Source organism: Bifidobacterium crudilactis, from assembly GCF_000738005.1.
In the GTDB taxonomy this organism is placed as follows: Bacteria; Actinomycetota; Actinomycetes; order Actinomycetales; family Bifidobacteriaceae; genus Bombiscardovia; species Bombiscardovia crudilactis.
In genome coordinates, this window is sequence record NZ_JHAL01000002.1 from 443,822 (window position 1) to 459,366 (window position 15,545).

16 protein-coding genes are annotated in these 15,545 nt (G+C 57.9%); 12 read left to right on the forward strand and 4 right to left on the reverse strand.

Annotated features, from left to right (window positions below):
- The first annotated feature begins 40 nt into the window (after positions 1 to 40).
- The 4 genes from DB51_RS04125 to DB51_RS04140 all read left to right on the forward strand — a co-directional run bounded on the left by DB51_RS04125 (position 41) and on the right by DB51_RS04140 (position 3,936).
- Positions 41 to 1,087, forward strand: a complete 1,047-nt coding sequence (locus DB51_RS04125; protein ID WP_084674546.1) for a lactate/malate family dehydrogenase — start codon at positions 41 to 43, stop codon at positions 1,085 to 1,087.
- 174 nt (positions 1,088 to 1,261) lie between these two features.
- Positions 1,262 to 2,077: a MetQ/NlpA family ABC transporter substrate-binding protein gene (locus DB51_RS04130; protein WP_034252060.1), complete on the forward strand. Its 816-nt coding sequence runs from the start codon at positions 1,262 to 1,264 to the stop codon at positions 2,075 to 2,077.
- 156 nt (positions 2,078 to 2,233) lie between these two features.
- The gene (locus DB51_RS04135) at positions 2,234 to 3,259 is read left to right on the forward strand and encodes a methionine ABC transporter ATP-binding protein (protein WP_034253710.1); all 1,026 of its coding nucleotides are present in this window, start codon (positions 2,234 to 2,236) and stop codon (positions 3,257 to 3,259) included.
- Positions 3,256 to 3,936, forward strand: a complete 681-nt coding sequence (locus tag DB51_RS04140) for a methionine ABC transporter permease (protein WP_034252063.1) — start codon at positions 3,256 to 3,258, stop codon at positions 3,934 to 3,936. The genes DB51_RS04135 and DB51_RS04140 overlap by 4 nt, the downstream gene beginning before the upstream one ends.
- A 28-nt stretch (positions 3,937 to 3,964) precedes the next feature.
- On the opposite strand, the gene DB51_RS04145 is transcribed toward DB51_RS04140, so the two are convergent.
- On the reverse strand, positions 3,965 to 4,516 hold the full coding sequence (locus DB51_RS04145; protein ID WP_034252066.1) for a DNA-deoxyinosine glycosylase: 552 nt from the start codon (positions 4,514 to 4,516) through the stop codon (positions 3,965 to 3,967).
- Positions 4,517 to 4,676: 160 nt separating this feature from the next.
- On the reverse strand, positions 4,677 to 6,191 hold the full coding sequence (locus DB51_RS04150; RefSeq protein WP_034252069.1) for an ATP-binding protein: 1,515 nt from the start codon (positions 6,189 to 6,191) through the stop codon (positions 4,677 to 4,679).
- 90 nt (positions 6,192 to 6,281) lie between these two features.
- Between DB51_RS04150 and DB51_RS04155 the strand changes: the two genes are divergently transcribed.
- The 4 genes from DB51_RS04155 to DB51_RS04165 all read left to right on the forward strand — a co-directional run bounded on the left by DB51_RS04155 (position 6,282) and on the right by DB51_RS04165 (position 9,550).
- A complete protein-coding gene (locus tag DB51_RS04155; protein ID WP_051867265.1) occupies positions 6,282 to 7,292 on the forward strand; it encodes a YihY/virulence factor BrkB family protein in 1,011 nt (336 codons plus the stop codon).
- A 173-nt stretch (positions 7,293 to 7,465) separates the two neighbouring features.
- A complete protein-coding gene (locus tag DB51_RS04160; RefSeq protein WP_034253716.1) occupies positions 7,466 to 7,834 on the forward strand; it encodes a DUF488 domain-containing protein in 369 nt (122 codons plus the stop codon).
- Between the two features lie 49 nt (positions 7,835 to 7,883).
- Positions 7,884 to 8,045, forward strand: a complete 162-nt coding sequence (locus DB51_RS10175; RefSeq protein ID WP_156958220.1) for a hypothetical protein — start codon at positions 7,884 to 7,886, stop codon at positions 8,043 to 8,045.
- Between the two features lie 131 nt (positions 8,046 to 8,176).
- The gene (locus tag DB51_RS04165; RefSeq protein ID WP_084674548.1) at positions 8,177 to 9,550 is read left to right on the forward strand and encodes an MFS transporter; all 1,374 of its coding nucleotides are present in this window, start codon (positions 8,177 to 8,179) and stop codon (positions 9,548 to 9,550) included.
- A 130-nt stretch (positions 9,551 to 9,680) separates the two neighbouring features.
- Here DB51_RS04165 and DB51_RS04170 read toward each other — a convergent pair whose 3' ends face one another.
- Positions 9,681 to 10,394, reverse strand: coding sequence for an ArsR/SmtB family transcription factor (locus tag DB51_RS04170; RefSeq protein ID WP_034253720.1), 714 nt, complete (start codon positions 10,392 to 10,394; stop codon positions 9,681 to 9,683).
- Positions 10,395 to 10,505: 111 nt separating this feature from the next.
- Entirely contained in the window at positions 10,506 to 11,126 is a 621-nt protein-coding gene (locus tag DB51_RS04175) for a hypothetical protein (RefSeq protein WP_034252072.1), read from the reverse strand.
- A 226-nt stretch (positions 11,127 to 11,352) separates the two neighbouring features.
- Between DB51_RS04175 and DB51_RS04180 the strand changes: the two genes are divergently transcribed.
- The 4 genes from DB51_RS04180 to fusA all read left to right on the forward strand — a co-directional run bounded on the left by DB51_RS04180 (position 11,353) and on the right by fusA (position 15,375).
- On the forward strand, positions 11,353 to 12,054 hold the full coding sequence (locus DB51_RS04180) for a flavin reductase family protein (protein WP_084674696.1): 702 nt from the start codon (positions 11,353 to 11,355) through the stop codon (positions 12,052 to 12,054).
- Positions 12,055 to 12,374: 320 nt separating this feature from the next.
- Entirely contained in the window at positions 12,375 to 12,746 is a 372-nt protein-coding gene (gene rpsL, locus DB51_RS04185; RefSeq protein ID WP_033496666.1) for a 30S ribosomal protein S12, read from the forward strand.
- A 3-nt stretch (positions 12,747 to 12,749) separates the two neighbouring features.
- Positions 12,750 to 13,220: a 30S ribosomal protein S7 gene (gene rpsG, locus DB51_RS04190; RefSeq protein WP_034252075.1), complete on the forward strand. Its 471-nt coding sequence runs from the start codon at positions 12,750 to 12,752 to the stop codon at positions 13,218 to 13,220.
- Between the two features lie 28 nt (positions 13,221 to 13,248).
- Positions 13,249 to 15,375, forward strand: coding sequence for an elongation factor G (gene fusA, locus DB51_RS04195; protein WP_034252078.1), 2,127 nt, complete (start codon positions 13,249 to 13,251; stop codon positions 15,373 to 15,375).
- Positions 15,376 to 15,545: the final 170 nt, after the last annotated feature.

Here is a 15,545-nt window from a genome sequence, read left to right on the forward strand (position 1 = left end):
AACGGACTGAGCGAAACATTCCTCAGCAAAGGAGATATCCATGGTTACTTCATCATTGACGGATACGGTATCCGGTCATCGACCGGTGTCCGTAGGCATCGTCGGACTCGGACATGTCGGACCGCATGTGGCCAACAGTCTGATTCTGCAAGGTATCGCCGATGAACTGCTTCTATGCGACACCAACGAGGACAAACTCGCGGCCGAAGTGCAGGACCTCAATGATTCCACGGTGTTCGCTCCGCACCGTGTGGTGGTCCGCAACTGTCATGCAGACTATGAGCGGCTTGCTGCATGCGATGTCATCGTGAATTCCAGCGGGCAGGTGACGCTTTCGGCAATCAGCAGAACAGGTGAATTGTTCAAGGCCATCGACGACGTGCGCTCATATGTCGGCAGAATCGCGGAGGCGGGCTTCACCGGATTCTGGGTGAACGTCGCGAACCCCTGCGATGTGGTGACCCGTGAGATTCACAGGCTTTCAGGGCTCCCGGCAAGTCATGTGATGGGCACGGGAACGGTTCTCGACTCGGCAAGGCTCAGAACCGTGATTTCATTGCGTACCGGCCTCGCACCCGAGTCGATACAGGCGTACATGATCGGAGAGCATGGCAACACCCAGATCGCCGCATGGTCGTCCATCAGCATCGCCGGAACGTTGCTCAGCACTCTCAAGTCCCGAAAACCCTACGACCTCGACGCCGCAGAGGTTGAATCGACGGCACGCGAAGGAGGATATGTCTCCTATCACGGCAAACAGTGCACCGAGTATGCCATAGGCAATGCAGCCACGCGCATCGTCCGGGCGATCGTGCACGACGAGCACGTGGTGCTCTCCGCCTCAGTGCAGCTCAATGGCGAATATGGTGAGACCGGGCTATACATCTCCGTCCCTTGCGTGATAGACGCGAACGGTGCAGGGGATATTTTCGAACTGAAGCTCAGCGCCGCCGAAAGCGAAGGATTCAAAGCATCCTGCAGTACGGTGAAGAGCAACTACGCCAAGCTCGCGCCCATGCCGGTCGAGGCCGCAAGGAAGACCCCGGTCGTTATCCCTCGGCATCGCGGGGACGACCGTTTCGAGTAATGACGAGACGCGTCAGATAATCAGGCGTTATCAATTCAACTTAAGAGAGCCTATAAGTTTTACCGTGAGGCGCGCCATGTCCTTCTGCCCGAGGGTTTACTAGCATGGCATTCGTTCATCAAATTTCGACCGTACTGGATGTCGGCGGAATGTGGGTTGTGAAAGAGAGAGACCATGAAGAAGAAGATACTGGCCGGAGCGCTCGCGATTATCACGGCACTGAGCCTTGCGGCATGCGGCGGCAGCGGTTCGTCCGCCGAAAAACACGACTATGTGGTGGGCGTGGCGAGCGACCAGCAGAAGGAAATCTGGGAGTACGTCGGCGACCAGGTCAAGAAGGAAGGCATCACCATAGATGTGAAGCTGTTCTCGGGTTACACCGAGGAAAACCCCGCTCTGGTCGATGGCAGTCTGGATTTGAACAGTTTCCAGCATGTGGCCTATCTCAATAACTTCAACAAGGAGAACAACGCCGATCTGGTGCCCATCGGCTACACGCTGATTTCGCCATTCGGTCTCTACTCGGACAAGATCAAGGACTACAACGACCTCAAGGACGGGGATACCGTCGCTATCCCCAACGATGTGACCAACGGAGGCCGTGCGCTGCAGTTGCTCGACGCGATTGGCGTAATCAAACTCAAGTCCGATGCTCCTGATTCTCCGACCACCAAGGATATTGACAGCTACGTCAAGAAAATCACCATCAAGGAGCTGCAGGCGGATCAGATTGCCGCGGCATTGCCGGATGTGACCGCCGCCACGATCAATACCAATTACGTTACGGACCAGTTGCACACCACGCCGAAGGATTCGGCCATCTATATCGATACCGATCACATTGACAAGGTGAACGACATCTACAAGAACGTCATCGCTGTTCGCAAAGAGGACAAGGATAAGGCGGACTTCAAGAAGATCGTCAAGGCGTACCAGACCGATGCGGTGGCTGAACTGATTAAGAAGACGAACGATATTCCTGCCTGGTGATTGATGGGCACCACAGGTGCGTAGTCCAAGGGGAGTCCGGTTGCCGGGCTCCCCTTTGGCAGCATTGCCGGTACCTTGGTAACGGTGAATACCGAATCGTGCCGGCCCGGAGGGGTGTGCCGGGGTTTGACACGAATCAACGTGAGTGAGGTGGAAGTGATAGAGCTACAAGACATTCTGGTGTCCTTCGAACAGAAGAGCCAGCCTGTGGTTGCCGTAGACCATGTCTCTTTGAGTGTGCCGGAAGGTTCGATCTATGGCATCGTCGGGTTTTCGGGAGCGGGCAAGTCGACCCTGGTGAGAGTCATCAACCTGCTGCAGCGGCCCAATGAGGGTTCCGTGGTGGTCGATGGTGTGGATCTGCTGAGCCTGCCCACCAGGAAGCTGCGCGAGGCTCGCAAGAACATCGGTATGATCTTCCAGCACTTCAACCTGATGGAATCGCGCACGGTGTTCGACAATGTGGCCTTCGCACTCAAGGGCAGTGGATTGGGCAAGCAGGAACGTCGCAAGAAGATCGAGCATCTGCTTGACCTGGTGGGCATCCTGGGCAAACAGGATTCCTATCCCCACCAGCTGTCCGGCGGGCAGAAGCAGCGTGTCGCCATCGCCCGAGCCCTGGCCAATGACCCGAAGATACTGCTGTGCGACGAGGCTACAAGCGCCTTGGACCCTAAAACGACGCTTGCGGTGCTGAAACTGCTCAAGGAGATCAACCATCGCCTCGGCATCACCATCGTGCTCATCACCCATGAGATGCAGGTCGTCAAGGAGATTTGCGACACCGTTGCGGTAATGGACCGCGGACGCATCATCGAACGCGGTGGCGTGGCGGAGATTTTCAGCAATCCCCAAAAGACCTTGACGGCGGATTTCATACGAACCGCCACTCACATCGAGCAGGCCGAGCAGACCATCATGGAATATGCGAAGGGTCGGGACGTGTACGAACTGAAGTTCTCCGGCGAACGGGCGTCCGAACCGGTCATCGTGGAGCTGTACAAACGTTTCGGACTGACGGCCAATGTGCTGTACGGCAATGTCGAGTATCTGCAGAACACTCCGTTGGGAACGATGCTGGTGAGCTTCGACGGCACGGATCGCATTGCGGAAGCCAAGGAATTTCTGCGTGGTGAGGGCATCTCCATGCAGCAAGTGAATACGGGGGAGCGTGAATCATGATCGAACATCTACTGCCATACGCGAGTCAGATGGGTGACGATTTCGTACAGGCTACGATAGAAACCGTCATCATGACCGCGGTGGCCATGGTTATCGCGGGTGTGATCGGCTTGCTGCTCGGTATCGTGCTGCTCATCACCGGGGAGCATGGTCTGCGGCCCAACAAGGTCATCTATTGGACGCTGGATCAGATCGTCAATATCGGCCGTTCCATACCCTTCATCATCCTGCTGGCGATTATCATGCCTTTCACCCGTTTTCTCGTCGGTACCAGCATCGGTACTACGGCTGTGACCGTGCCCATCGTGGTCGGTACCATCCCCTTCTTCGCCCGACAGGTGCAGAATGCCCTGCTTGAAGTCGATCCGGGTGTCGTCGAGGCCGCGAAGGCCATGGGAACCAGCGATGTGGGAATCATCTACAGGGTGTATCTGCGTGAGGGGCTGGTGTCGCTCATCAGAGCCGCAAGCTTCACCGTCATCAATCTCATCGGTCTTACTGCCATGGCGGGAATCGTAGGTGGTGGCGGCCTTGGTGCCACGGCCTTGCAGCAGGGATATCAGCGTGGTCGTACCGACGTCACCTTCGTATCCATGGTGCTGATCCTGATCATCGTGTTCATCACGCAGATTATCGGCAACATCGCCGTTCGCATCGCGGCACACGGTCGGAGCTGATGCTCTTCTGGCCCGTGTCCCATCGTTCCTATTCGATGCCCTCGGCGATGACGTGGTAGCTTTCGATGAGTTCCGGCAGATGCATGGCGGCGTTCGCCGGACTGGTCGAGGGGAGCCGCGTCATCGTGATTTCGATGCCTGCGGCAATCAGTGCGGGCTCGGAGTATCTGCGGAACAATGCGGCTGCCGTGCCTCCCGTGGTGAAGATACGGCGGATGGGGGCATGAGTGAGTATCGTGCTCAAGTCAGTGGGTACCGGGTTGCGGATACTCGAATCGCTGGCCCCGATAATGTCGCAGGACTCCAGCACATCCCACAGGGCCAGATGATGCCGTACAGCGAAGTCGGCGCGTTCGGCGGCGGTGGCGGAGGCCAGTGCGGATGAGCCTACGGTGAAGTCCGGTTTTTCGGATTCGGCGAATACCGCTTCCAGAACCGGCCAGAAGCGGTTCCGCGGATGCATGTAATAGAACCCGGCTTCGCGTGATTTGGGACTGGGCATCGAACCCAACAGCAGCACTCGGGATTCCGTGTCCCACACCGGCCCGAACCCGTGTTCGACGTGTATGCGTTTGCCCATATCTTCTCCTTCGTGCCGAAATACAGCTACGAATGCCGTTTGTGTAGGGATTGCTGCTGATCCTTTGAGTGATTATCGCAAAGAATGGCGAAATTTCAATGAAGCACAGCACACCATACTCGCGCTTTCGATGAAAATCCCTACACAATCGCAGAGGGAATCAACGCAGCAGCCGATATTGCTTCTGTGGACGGGGTTGTTCGTTGACGGATTCCACCAGACCCTTGTTCAGCAGCGCCCGCAGCCCGGTGGCCACGGCGATGGGCGAGAGTCGCAATTCGAACATGATGTCTCTGACGCTTGCCGACGGTCGTCGCTCGAGCAGTGCGACGATGCGCTGGGCGTAGTTCCTGTCCGCCACATCGTCGAAGGCCCTGCGGCGGTTGATGGTCAGTGTGAAGCTGTCGACGGTGTGATCGATGTCTGCGGGCTCCATGCCCTGCGCTCTGAGAGTCGCCGCAATCTGTTGGTATCCCGAGCCCCCGTTGTCGATCACGTACCCACCGTCGGGGTAAGGGGTGGCCTCCAACATCGCGACCAGGAACTGGTTTCTGGTAGATGGGCTTACCGGATTGCCGAGCGTGGTGTGCGTCACCGTCCCGAATAGGCCACCGGGATTGATGACCTCGATGCGATTGGTGAACACGTTCACACGCACTTGCGTTCCCCGCGCATTCGGAGAATAATCCCGGTGCATCAGGGCATTGGCGATGGCCTCACGCAGTACCGACCGTGGGTAATCCGGTGGGCGCACACTCGAGCCGCTGGGGTCATCATCCGCTGGTCCGGCCGTCCACGTCATCAGGGACTCAACGGCATCATCGATCATCACAGGAATCGGACCGGTGAGGCTTTCCGCGGTCACCAGATGACCACCTTGGGCGAATACGTCCGCACGGCTCGTTCCGGGAAACACGGCGATGGTCACATTGAGTCTGGGGTAGAACTGCTGGGGGTATCGGCCCAATGCCAACAGCGCACCGAGGGTCGGCCTCAGTTGCGAGAAGGAAGGGTCTATATCCTCAGCGTCTTCGGATTCGGTGCTGTCCCGTACCAGAATCCTCAGCTCGCGCAGCATCTCGGCATCGCTGTGACCGGCGAAGACATGCGGATGGGACTCGCGCTGCCGTTCAAGCAGGCCGTGGACCAGTGCGGGATTCAAATCGTCTATGCCCGCATCGGCGACCATTTCGGCATCGTATGAAGGCTGTGCATGCTCCTCCATCAGTCGTTCGACTTCATATCCGGTCATTCTTCGGTCACCGTCGCCTGTGCGTATGAACGACCCGCCGTATGCGCCGAGTGCCGTGACGAAGCACGGTTTGTCACGTGGCAGCATCTCGTCGATCTGCGCGAATACCAGATTGCTGCCTTCAAAGGGGCAGGTCATGATCATCGGACGAACCACCGGCGTCATCTTCTCGCAAGCCTGGCTCAAGGCCTCCTGCATCGAACGAGCGTTGAAGCCCTCGACAGGCGTGAAGCCGGCTTTTTCGGAGAGACCGAGAATGATGTATCCGCCGGAGCCGTTGGAGAATGCGGAAAGCGTGTCTGTGATGCTGCTAGAAAGCTTGCGCTTGCTTTCCTTGACTTCGCACAGCTGCGTGTCATTGCCGATGATGCGCATGAGTTCGATCAGTTCGGTCATCGTCGCGGTGTAATCGTCGTTCTGCATCGTGCCCCACCTCTTTGCGCTTGAGACCAGACTAACGCAAATACGCCCATAGCAAGGATAAGGGGAACTTGCTGCCTTAGAGTTGTGGCTATGGGATCAATACGAGAGAAGATTGATAGGGCCGTCACGTGGTGGAAGGGCTCGTTGCCGGGGCGTGTGCTCGAGCGGTACGGCAACCACAACGGTTCTATTCTGGCCGGTGGGTTGGCTTTCGGACTGTTGTTCGCCTTTTTCGCCGGTGTATGGACCCTGTTCAGCGCCTTCGGCCTGTTCTTTTCCAATAACACCGCTTTCCGGGATGGTCTTATCGAAGCGCTCGGTCGCATCGTGCCAGGGCTTATTGGTGGTTCGGGTGACGGCATCATCTCGCAATCCACACTCAACGGCATTTCGACGACATTCACCATAACGGGTGTGATCACCTTCGTGACCTTCTTCTGGAAGATTATTTCGTGGCTGGGGTCCCTGCGCAATGCCGTGCAGACGGTGGTGGAGACGGACGACGATGACGCCAATGCCGTCAAATCCAAAGGTCTGGACGCTCTGGCCGTGCTGCTGGTGGCGATATTGTTCGTGCTGACCGGTGTCGCCACAGGTATTTCGGGTGGTGCGATGCGGATGATTCTCAATCTCCTGGGCATATCCAGCGGTTTCTGGGGATTTTCGGCCCTTGTCGACCTGGCAGGATTCGCCGTGACCTTCGTGCTGAACGTCTTCCTGTTTCTGGTGCTGCTGAGAATGGTGTCTCAGATAGACGCCAGGAAACCCGTGATAATCACCTCTTTGGTCGGTGCCGTGGCTCTGTCGTTCATTCAGATGCTCGGAGCGCGGCTGATAACGGGAGCGTCCTCCAACCCTTTGCTGGCGCCCTTCGCAGCCATCATCGGCGTGCTGCTCTGGTTCAACCTGATAGCGCAGGTACTGATGTATGCGGCCGCGCTGCTCGGTGAACTGCTGCCCGCCGGAAATTCCGCCGATAACGGAAAGTCCGACGCGAAACACGACGGGTCTGCCGCGAAGACCTCGGCGCGGCATGACGGCGCGGCTCATGGCCCTTCGCCGGAATCCTTGGCCATAGCGTCGGGTAAGACAGGCGATTAGCATGGCAACATCAGAACAGGCTTCAGATTCGGCAGCTTCTACAAGTTCGGCAGATACGGAAGGTGGGCTCAGGCATGGCAGGTGAAGATGTGGCGGGTGAAGATGTGGCGGACCTCGGAACGACGGCGCAGGAAACGGCATCGGATGTCTCCGGCGTAAGGTCGACTGTCCGCATCAAACGTGCCTATGAGCAGGCGCAGGAATCCGATGGGTACAGGGTTCTGGTGGACAGGCTCTGGCCGCGCGGGGTATCCAAGGAACGCGCGGCCCTTGACGAGTGGATGAAAACCATCGCCCCGACCCCTGAACTGCGCAAGTGGTGGGGGCACGATGCCGAGCGCATGAGTGAATTCGCTCATCGGTACTGCGCCGAATTGGACGGCAACCCCGCGGTCGATGAGCTGTCCGGCATCATTGCGCGGCATCCCACAGTGACCTTGGTGTACGCCGCCAAAGACCCGAAGGTCAATCATGCCGAGATATTGCGTGAGTACATGGCTGAGCATATGCATGAGGACGTGAACGGGCAGGCCGTGAAATAACCGCCGCCGTCACAACGGATGAGTATGCGCAGGCGAATACAATGGTCTGATGGTGGGCATGCTCGGCTGCACCTTTCAAGAAGACAAGAGAGCCAAGAGGGCCAAGAAAGAAAGAGGGCATCGTGGTGATGAAGAGGGTGCTGTGGTGATTCTGATGATTCGCATGGCTTCGGGCAAAGTCATCATGAACGGTATTGCTCGGGGCCTATAGTTCCGTTCCTTTCCATGCCTCACCGGTTCGAGGCAGGTCCTTCCTGACCTGCTCCTTCCGTGGGATTTTCGGTGTGATGGCTTTGCTTCTTTGAACATCAAAAAGGTATTTCAAAGAAAGCGAACGTCGCGATGTCACTATTCTCTTCCTTGGGCAAACACGCCCGAAAATCCAGGAATCATTCCATCGGAATGCAGGGATTCCTGGTGCTGTGGTCAACACAGTCCTTGTCCCAGCTGGGCAGCCAGATGACCTCCTTCGCATTGCTCATCTGGGTCTATCAACAATCCAATTCCGCACTTGCCAGCGCATTGCTGGCGGCATGCACCTATGCGCCCTACATCTGTTCCGGTGTGTTGATGAGCGCAGTGGTGGACCGTTGCAACGTCAAGGTCGTCATGGTGCTGTGCGACGGCGCCTCTGCGCTGTGCACCGTTGCCATCGTCGTACTGTATGCCAAAGGGAGTCTTGAGCTTCCCTACCTGTATGCGTTGAGCGCCGTCTCGGGATTCATGGGGAGCCTGCAGCAGCCCGCGAGCGAGGTCGCCATCAGTGCGGTGACCACAACAGCCAATCGGCAACGTGCAGGAGGATTGCGTTCCCTGTCGTACGCGGTTAATACCATGCTGGTTCCGCTGTTGGCCACGGCACTGCTGTCCGCATGGGGTTTTCCAACCGTGGTTGTCGTCGATTTGACCAGTTTCGTCCTGGCCAGCGTATGCCTCATGACGGTCGTACGCATACCGGTCTTGAACATGGGCGGTACAGCAGAGGACCGCGAATCGTACGGTCAGGCTCTGCTGGGCGCGTGGACATGGCTTCGCGGTCACCACGATATCTTGAAGGCCTTGCTGTTCATGGCGGTCGTCAATCTCTTCGCGTCGATGGATGATGCGGCATTGACGCCGATGGTGCTTTCCCGCACAGGGAGCCAGCATTCCCTGGGCATCGTGAACGCCACGGCGGGTCTGGCGATGCTGGTTGGTGCAATCATCGTGACGTTGTCGCCGCGACCTGCCGACAGGATGCATACGATGATACTGAGTATGTTGTGTTCCTTCGGCACCGGCAATATGCTGCTGGCGCTGCCCCTGGGCCTGCCCTGGTGGTGCGTCGGCATAGCCTGCTGCTGGGTGGCCGTTCCCATCGAAATGACCAATCAGGACGCCATGATGAGGGATGCCGTTCCTTTGGGGATGCAAGGCCGTGTATATGCTTTTCGCAACGCTCTGCAGTATGCGACGATTCCTTGCGGCAGTGCGCTCGCGGGCTGGTTAATCGATCGGGTGTTCACGCCGATGATGGGTCATGCACCTCGACCCGGATGGGCAGTGCTGTTCACTGGCGGTGCAGGGGGCGCCGAGGGTGCCGTCAATCTTGACGGCGGGCAGGCGAGGGGAGCGGGCGCGGGCATGATGCTGATGGTCGACGGGCTGCTCGGAGTGCTGCTATGCCTGTGTGCCTTGTACGATCATCGTCGAGCAGCGGGCACGGCTGCCATGTAAGTATGTGTTCCTGCGAGCATGGTTCTGAGCACGGTTCTGTACGTACGGACCAGTGAGCATGGACCTGCGGCGGAAGATATTCATCCGGGGTCACGCGCAGAGGAAAGCGGAGTCTGTGATAAGAAGTGCCTTAGGCGCGAGTGGGGTCTTCGATGGTGATGCGGAGCCGGCTGGCGAACCATTGTTCGCCGTCGTGTGTGATTCTCAAGGCACGCTTAGGCGATGCCTTGGTGATGAGATGCCGTTCAAGGCAATATGTCAGAAGCGCGCTTCCGGCCTTGCCTCCGATGTGGAAGCGTCGCTCCGTCCAGTCCAGGCAGGCGACGATGCGCGGTGAACGTCCGGCGTCGGTCAAGGTGATGCCCGTGTCCTCGAACCACTGCGAGCCTCGGGAAGTCAGCCGCATCGAGTTGTCTTCGAGGTCCACCAGATGCATGTCGAGCATGGACTGCGCGATTTCCACACCGAGTCTGCCGGCCATGTGGTTGTAGCAGCTGCGCGCATACCGCAGGCGCTGATCGGCCCGGACCTGCCGGTATCCCACGGGGGATGAGGGAGCGGGTGAGACCGCATTGCCCAGAAATTCGATGATTCCGGCCATGCGTTCATCGGCCAGTCGAACATACTGGTGTCTGCCTTGCCGTATCCGTGATATCACACCCGCACCCTCCAGATGCTGCAGGCACGAGCTCATTGCCTGAGGGCTCGTCTCCGTATGCTTGGCGAGTTCTCCGGCGGTCCATGCGCAGCCATCCATCAGGGCTACGCACACCCGTGAGCGCGTAGGGTCCGCCAGTATCGAAGCCACCTGGCTGATGTCGCTGCCTGTATCCAATCCGCACATGCCATCCATGCTAGCCCCCACACCATTCCATCGGTATGGAAGCGCTACTCGTGCTGGAGCTGATTGTTTCGAATGCCGGGGGGCTCCCTTGCGGCACTTCTGCCTGGGATATTATGTCTGGGGCTTGTCTGCTTTGACCTCCGAGGAGGCTTGCCGTGCAAAGGCTCTGACGGTTGTTGTCGCCCAGATGCCGAGTGTCACGCATCCGATGGCCCCGACCAGAGAACACACTCCTGCGGCGTATCTGCTTCCCGTGTCGGTGAAGATGGCAAGCAGTCCGAGGAGCGCGACGAGAATCGTGGGGATGGCAACGAACGCCTGTATGGTCGTGTGGTACAGCATGCTGATGGGGATGTAATGCAGTCCTACGATGAGCAGCATGACCGGGGCGATGAACACATGGAGTTTGAAGCTGCCCAGTAATGCACCCGAGAGGCTGATGGCGACCGCCTGAAGTGCGAATACGACACTCCAGCGTTTGGATTTCAGTTTGTCCTGGATGCTGCCGTCGTCCTCGGGTATCGGTTTGAGCGACCGGTATCCCAGCACTGCACTGATATATATGTACCCGGCGATTGCCAGGAAAATCACTGACAGGACGATGGTCGCCCCGACCGGCAGCACATCATCTAGTATGAACCACACCAGCATGGATGCGGCCCAAACGATGGTGAAGAAGGCCAATAGGTACGCGGTGTTGTTCAGGTTCTTCATCGAGCCTTTGGTGTTCATCTGGTCCTGTCTTCCTGGGTGGGGATGGTCCGTAGCGTTGCATAAGCATCTCAATACTATACGGAACGACCAAAATAGAGAATGATGCTGATGAAATCCCTATGGTTTCAGGAGAGGCAGTTACGTGCAGAGCCTCTTGTCCGTGCTTGTGCTCGGGGCTTTGACAACGAAGGGAATGGAGGATATTTCGATGACCATGGAATCATTGTGGTGCGAGAATTCCCGTATGAGCACAATCAAGAACGAATTGCACGACAGTGTACAGACGGGACCTTTGGACGAATCTCTGGACGAAGAGCAGGGCGGCGACCACATCGACATCACGCCGGGGATGCTGTACTACGGCAACACCGTCACCTTGCTGAGCACCCTCAATGCCGATGGTTCGACGAACCTCGCCCCCATGAGCAGTACCTGGGCGCTCGGCAACACCATAGTGCTCGGTATGGGGTTGGGCAGTCAGACCGCGCAGAACCTTGCCGAGAGGGATGAGGCGGTATTGAATCTGCCGGGGCCAGAGCTTTGGCGGCAGGTCGAGTCGTTGGGGGATATGACCGGTGTTCGGCATGCCCGGCGCCAGCATGGTCACGGCAGCATCGCGGTCAGCGATAAATTCGCGGCTGTGGGCTTGACACCCGAAAGGGCGGAATCGGTGCACTGCATGATGGTTGCGGAAGCCGGGCTTCAACTGGAACTGCACGTCGTCAGCTGCCGGCCCGACGTTCAGAATTCATTCGTCATCGCCCAGGCACAGGTCTTGCATGTTCACGCCGATCCTCGGATTGTGCTTCCCGGGACTTCGCATGTGGACCCGCGCAGATGGAAACCGCTCATCTACAATTTCCGGCATTATCACACGCTGACGGCTCAAGTGGGGGAGAGCGGCATCACCGAAACCCCTACGACTTTGGGTGCTCACATGAGATAACTGCACTAAAAGGACAGCTTTTTTGCGAATAATCGGATGATTTGCTGTCCTTTTAGTGCAGTTATCTCTGATGACGGTTCTTTCGTGACTCTGTGATATAGTTGCAGATTGTGTGTGCCGCTGGGTGCCTTATGTCACAGGTGCTGAGCAGCGGGATATCCCTTGATTCGATGAATGCGGGCAGCAATGCCATGCAGGAGAAGCGGGGGCCATCGGGCCGGTGGACTGTGGCTGATTCTCCGAATGTTCGGCGTGTCATGGCTGCAATGCGGCGGCTCCACGTAGACCGAAATACAATCATCTGAATCGGAGAGAATCAGTTGCCTACGATTGAACAGCTCGTCCGCAAGGGACGTTCCGCCAAGCCTCGCAAGTCGAAGACTTTGGCGCTGAAGGGTAGCCCGCTGCGTCGCGGCGTGTGCACCCGTGTTTACACCACAACCCCGAAGAAGCCGAACTCGGCATTGCGTAAGGTCGCCCGTGTGCGCCTGAGCTCGGGCGTTGAAGTCACCGCCTACATCCCCGGCGAAGGACACAACCTGCAGGAGCACTCCATCGTGCTCGTGCGCGGTGGTCGTGTCAAGGATCTTCCCGGTGTTCGTTACCACATCGTTCGTGGTGCACTGGATACCCAGGGAGTCAAGGATCGCAAGCAGGGACGTTCCCTGTACGGAGCAAAGAAGGCGAAGTAAGACATGTCACGCAAAGGACCCGCTAAGAAGCACCTGCTCCTGCCCGATCCAATCTACGGTTCGACGGTAGTGGCGCAGCTCATCAACAAGATTCTGCTCGACGGCAAGAAGTCGATCGCAGAGGACATCGTGTACACCGCGCTCGATCAGGTCAAGGAAAAGACCGATCAGGAGCCGGTTGCCGTACTCAAACGCGCTCTGGACAACATCCGTCCGAGCCTCGAGGTCCGTTCCCGCCGAGTCGGCGGAGCGACCTACCAGGTCCCGGTCGAGGTCAAGCCCGTTCGCGCCAACACTCTTTCACTGCGCTGGCTGACCGATTTCAGCCGTGCACGTCGTGAGAAGACCATGGCCGAGCGTCTCGCCAACGAGATTCTCGACGCATCCAACGGCTTGGGAGCTTCGGTGAAGCGCCGCGAGGATACTCACAAGATGGCAGAGGCCAACAAGGCCTTCGCACATTACCGCTGGTAATTGCAGAGATTAAGAGCTAAGGACAACCATGGCACAAGACGTGCTCACTGACCTCACGAAGGTCCGTAACATCGGCATCATGGCCCACATTGATGCCGGCAAGACAACCACTACCGAGCGAATCCTGTATTACACCGGCGTCAACTACAAAATCGGCGAGGTGCATGACGGCGCCGCGACGATGGACTGGATGGCACAGGAGCAGGAGCGAGGCATCACCATCACCTCGGCTGCCACCACATGCTTCTGGACCCGCCAGACCCATGACACCACAGACAAGTATCAGATCAACATCATCGATACCCCAGGGCACGTCGATTTCACCGCCGAGGTGGAGCGTTCCCTGCGTGTGCTCGATGGTGCCGTTGCCGTGTTCGACGGCAAGGAGGGCGTTGAGCCCCAGTCCGAGACCGTCTGGCGTCAGGCCGACAAGTACGGCGTTCCGCGCATCTGCTTCATCAACAAGATGGACAAGCTGGGCGCGAACTTCTACTATTCTGTGGATACCATCAAGGAGAAGCTTGGAGCCAAGCCGATCGTGATGCAGCTGCCGATCGGTGCCGAGAACGACTTCCACGGTGTCGTCGACCTGGTTCGCATGGTCGCTTACTACTGGGCGGACGAGGCCGATCTCGGCGCCAAGTACGAGACCATCGACATTCCCGATGACCTCAAGGAGAAGGCGGAGCAGTATCGTTCCGATCTGCTTGATGCCGTCGCCGAATCCGACGAGGCGCTTCTCGAGAAGTACCTTGGCGGCGAAGAGCTCACCGAGGACGAGATTCGCGGCGCTATCCGCAAGCTCACCGTGAACAAGGAAGCCTACCCGGTCTTCTGCGGTTCGGCATTCAAGGACAAGGGTGTTCAGCCCATGCTGGATGCCGTCGTCGATTACCTGCCGTCCCCTGAGGATGTTCCCGCCATCGACGGGTACAAGCCCGGCGATGAAAGCGTGGAGATCGAGCGTCATCCTGATACCAACGAGCCTTTCTCGGCTCTGGCCTTCAAGATCGCCACCCACCCCTTCTACGGCAAGCTCATCTATGTGCGTGTCTACTCCGGCCAGGTCAAGCAGGGCGATAACGTCCTGGATTCGACGAAGGGCAAGAAGGAGCGCATCGGCAAGCTCTTCCAGATGCATTCAAACAAGGAGAATCCGGTTGACGCGGCCATCGCAGGCAACATCTACGCCTTCGTCGGTCTGAAGAACGTCACCACCGGAGACACCCTGTGCGATGAGAAGGAACCGGTCGTGCTCGAGTCGATGAGCTTCCCCGACCCCGTGATCGAGGTCGCCGTGGAGCCCAAGACCAAGGCCGATCAGGAGAAGATGGGCATCGCTCTTCAGAAGCTTTCCGAAGAGGACCCGACCTTCCAGGTCAAGACGGATGAAGAATCCGGCCAGACCCTGATCTCCGGCATGGGCGAGCTTCAGCTCGACATCCTCGTGGACCGCATGCGTCGTGAGTTCCACGTCGAGTGCAACGTCGGCAAGCCGCAGGTCGCTTACCGCGAGACCATCCGCAAGGCCGTCATGAACCAGGAGTACACACACAAGAAGCAGACTGGTGGTTCAGGTCAGTTCGCAAAGGTGCTGATGAACTTCGAGCCGCTCGACACCACCGAAGGCGAGACCTACGAGTTCGAGAACAAGGTCACCGGCGGACACATCACCAAGGAATTCATTCCTTCGATCGATTCCGGTGTTCAGGAAGCCATGGAGTCCGGTATTCTCGCCGGCTTCCCCGTGGTCGGTGTCAAGGCGACCGTTACCGACGGTCAGACCCACGATGTCGATTCTTCGGAGATGGCCTTCAAGATCGCAGGTTCCATGTGCTTCAAGGAAGCCGCTCACAAGGCGCGTCCCGTGATTCTCGAGCCGATCATGGCCGTCGAGGTTCGTACTCCCGAAGAGTACATGGGCGAAGTGATGGGCGACCTGAATTCTCGTCGTGGCAGCATCCAGTCCATGACCGACGCCACCGGTGTCAAGGTCATTGACGCCAAGGTGCCGCTTTCCGAAATGTTTGGTTACATCGGCGATCTGCGTTCCAAGACGCAGGGCCGCGCGATGTTCACCATGCAGATGGACTCGTATGCAGAGGTGCCGAAGGCGGTCTCCGAGGAGATCATCAAGGCCCAGCGCGGAGAGTGATGACCAGGGGTAGCTGCCCAGCGCAGTAAACCCCGAATTCGCAACTCGCAGATTTGCCGTCTGTCCCCAGTCAGCAGTAGACTTTTTGACTGCTGACTGGGCGGAGGGCAGCAAGTGGCGAACAACCCAAATACCCAGTAATATGTAGCGAGTGCCTTGTGCGATGGTTT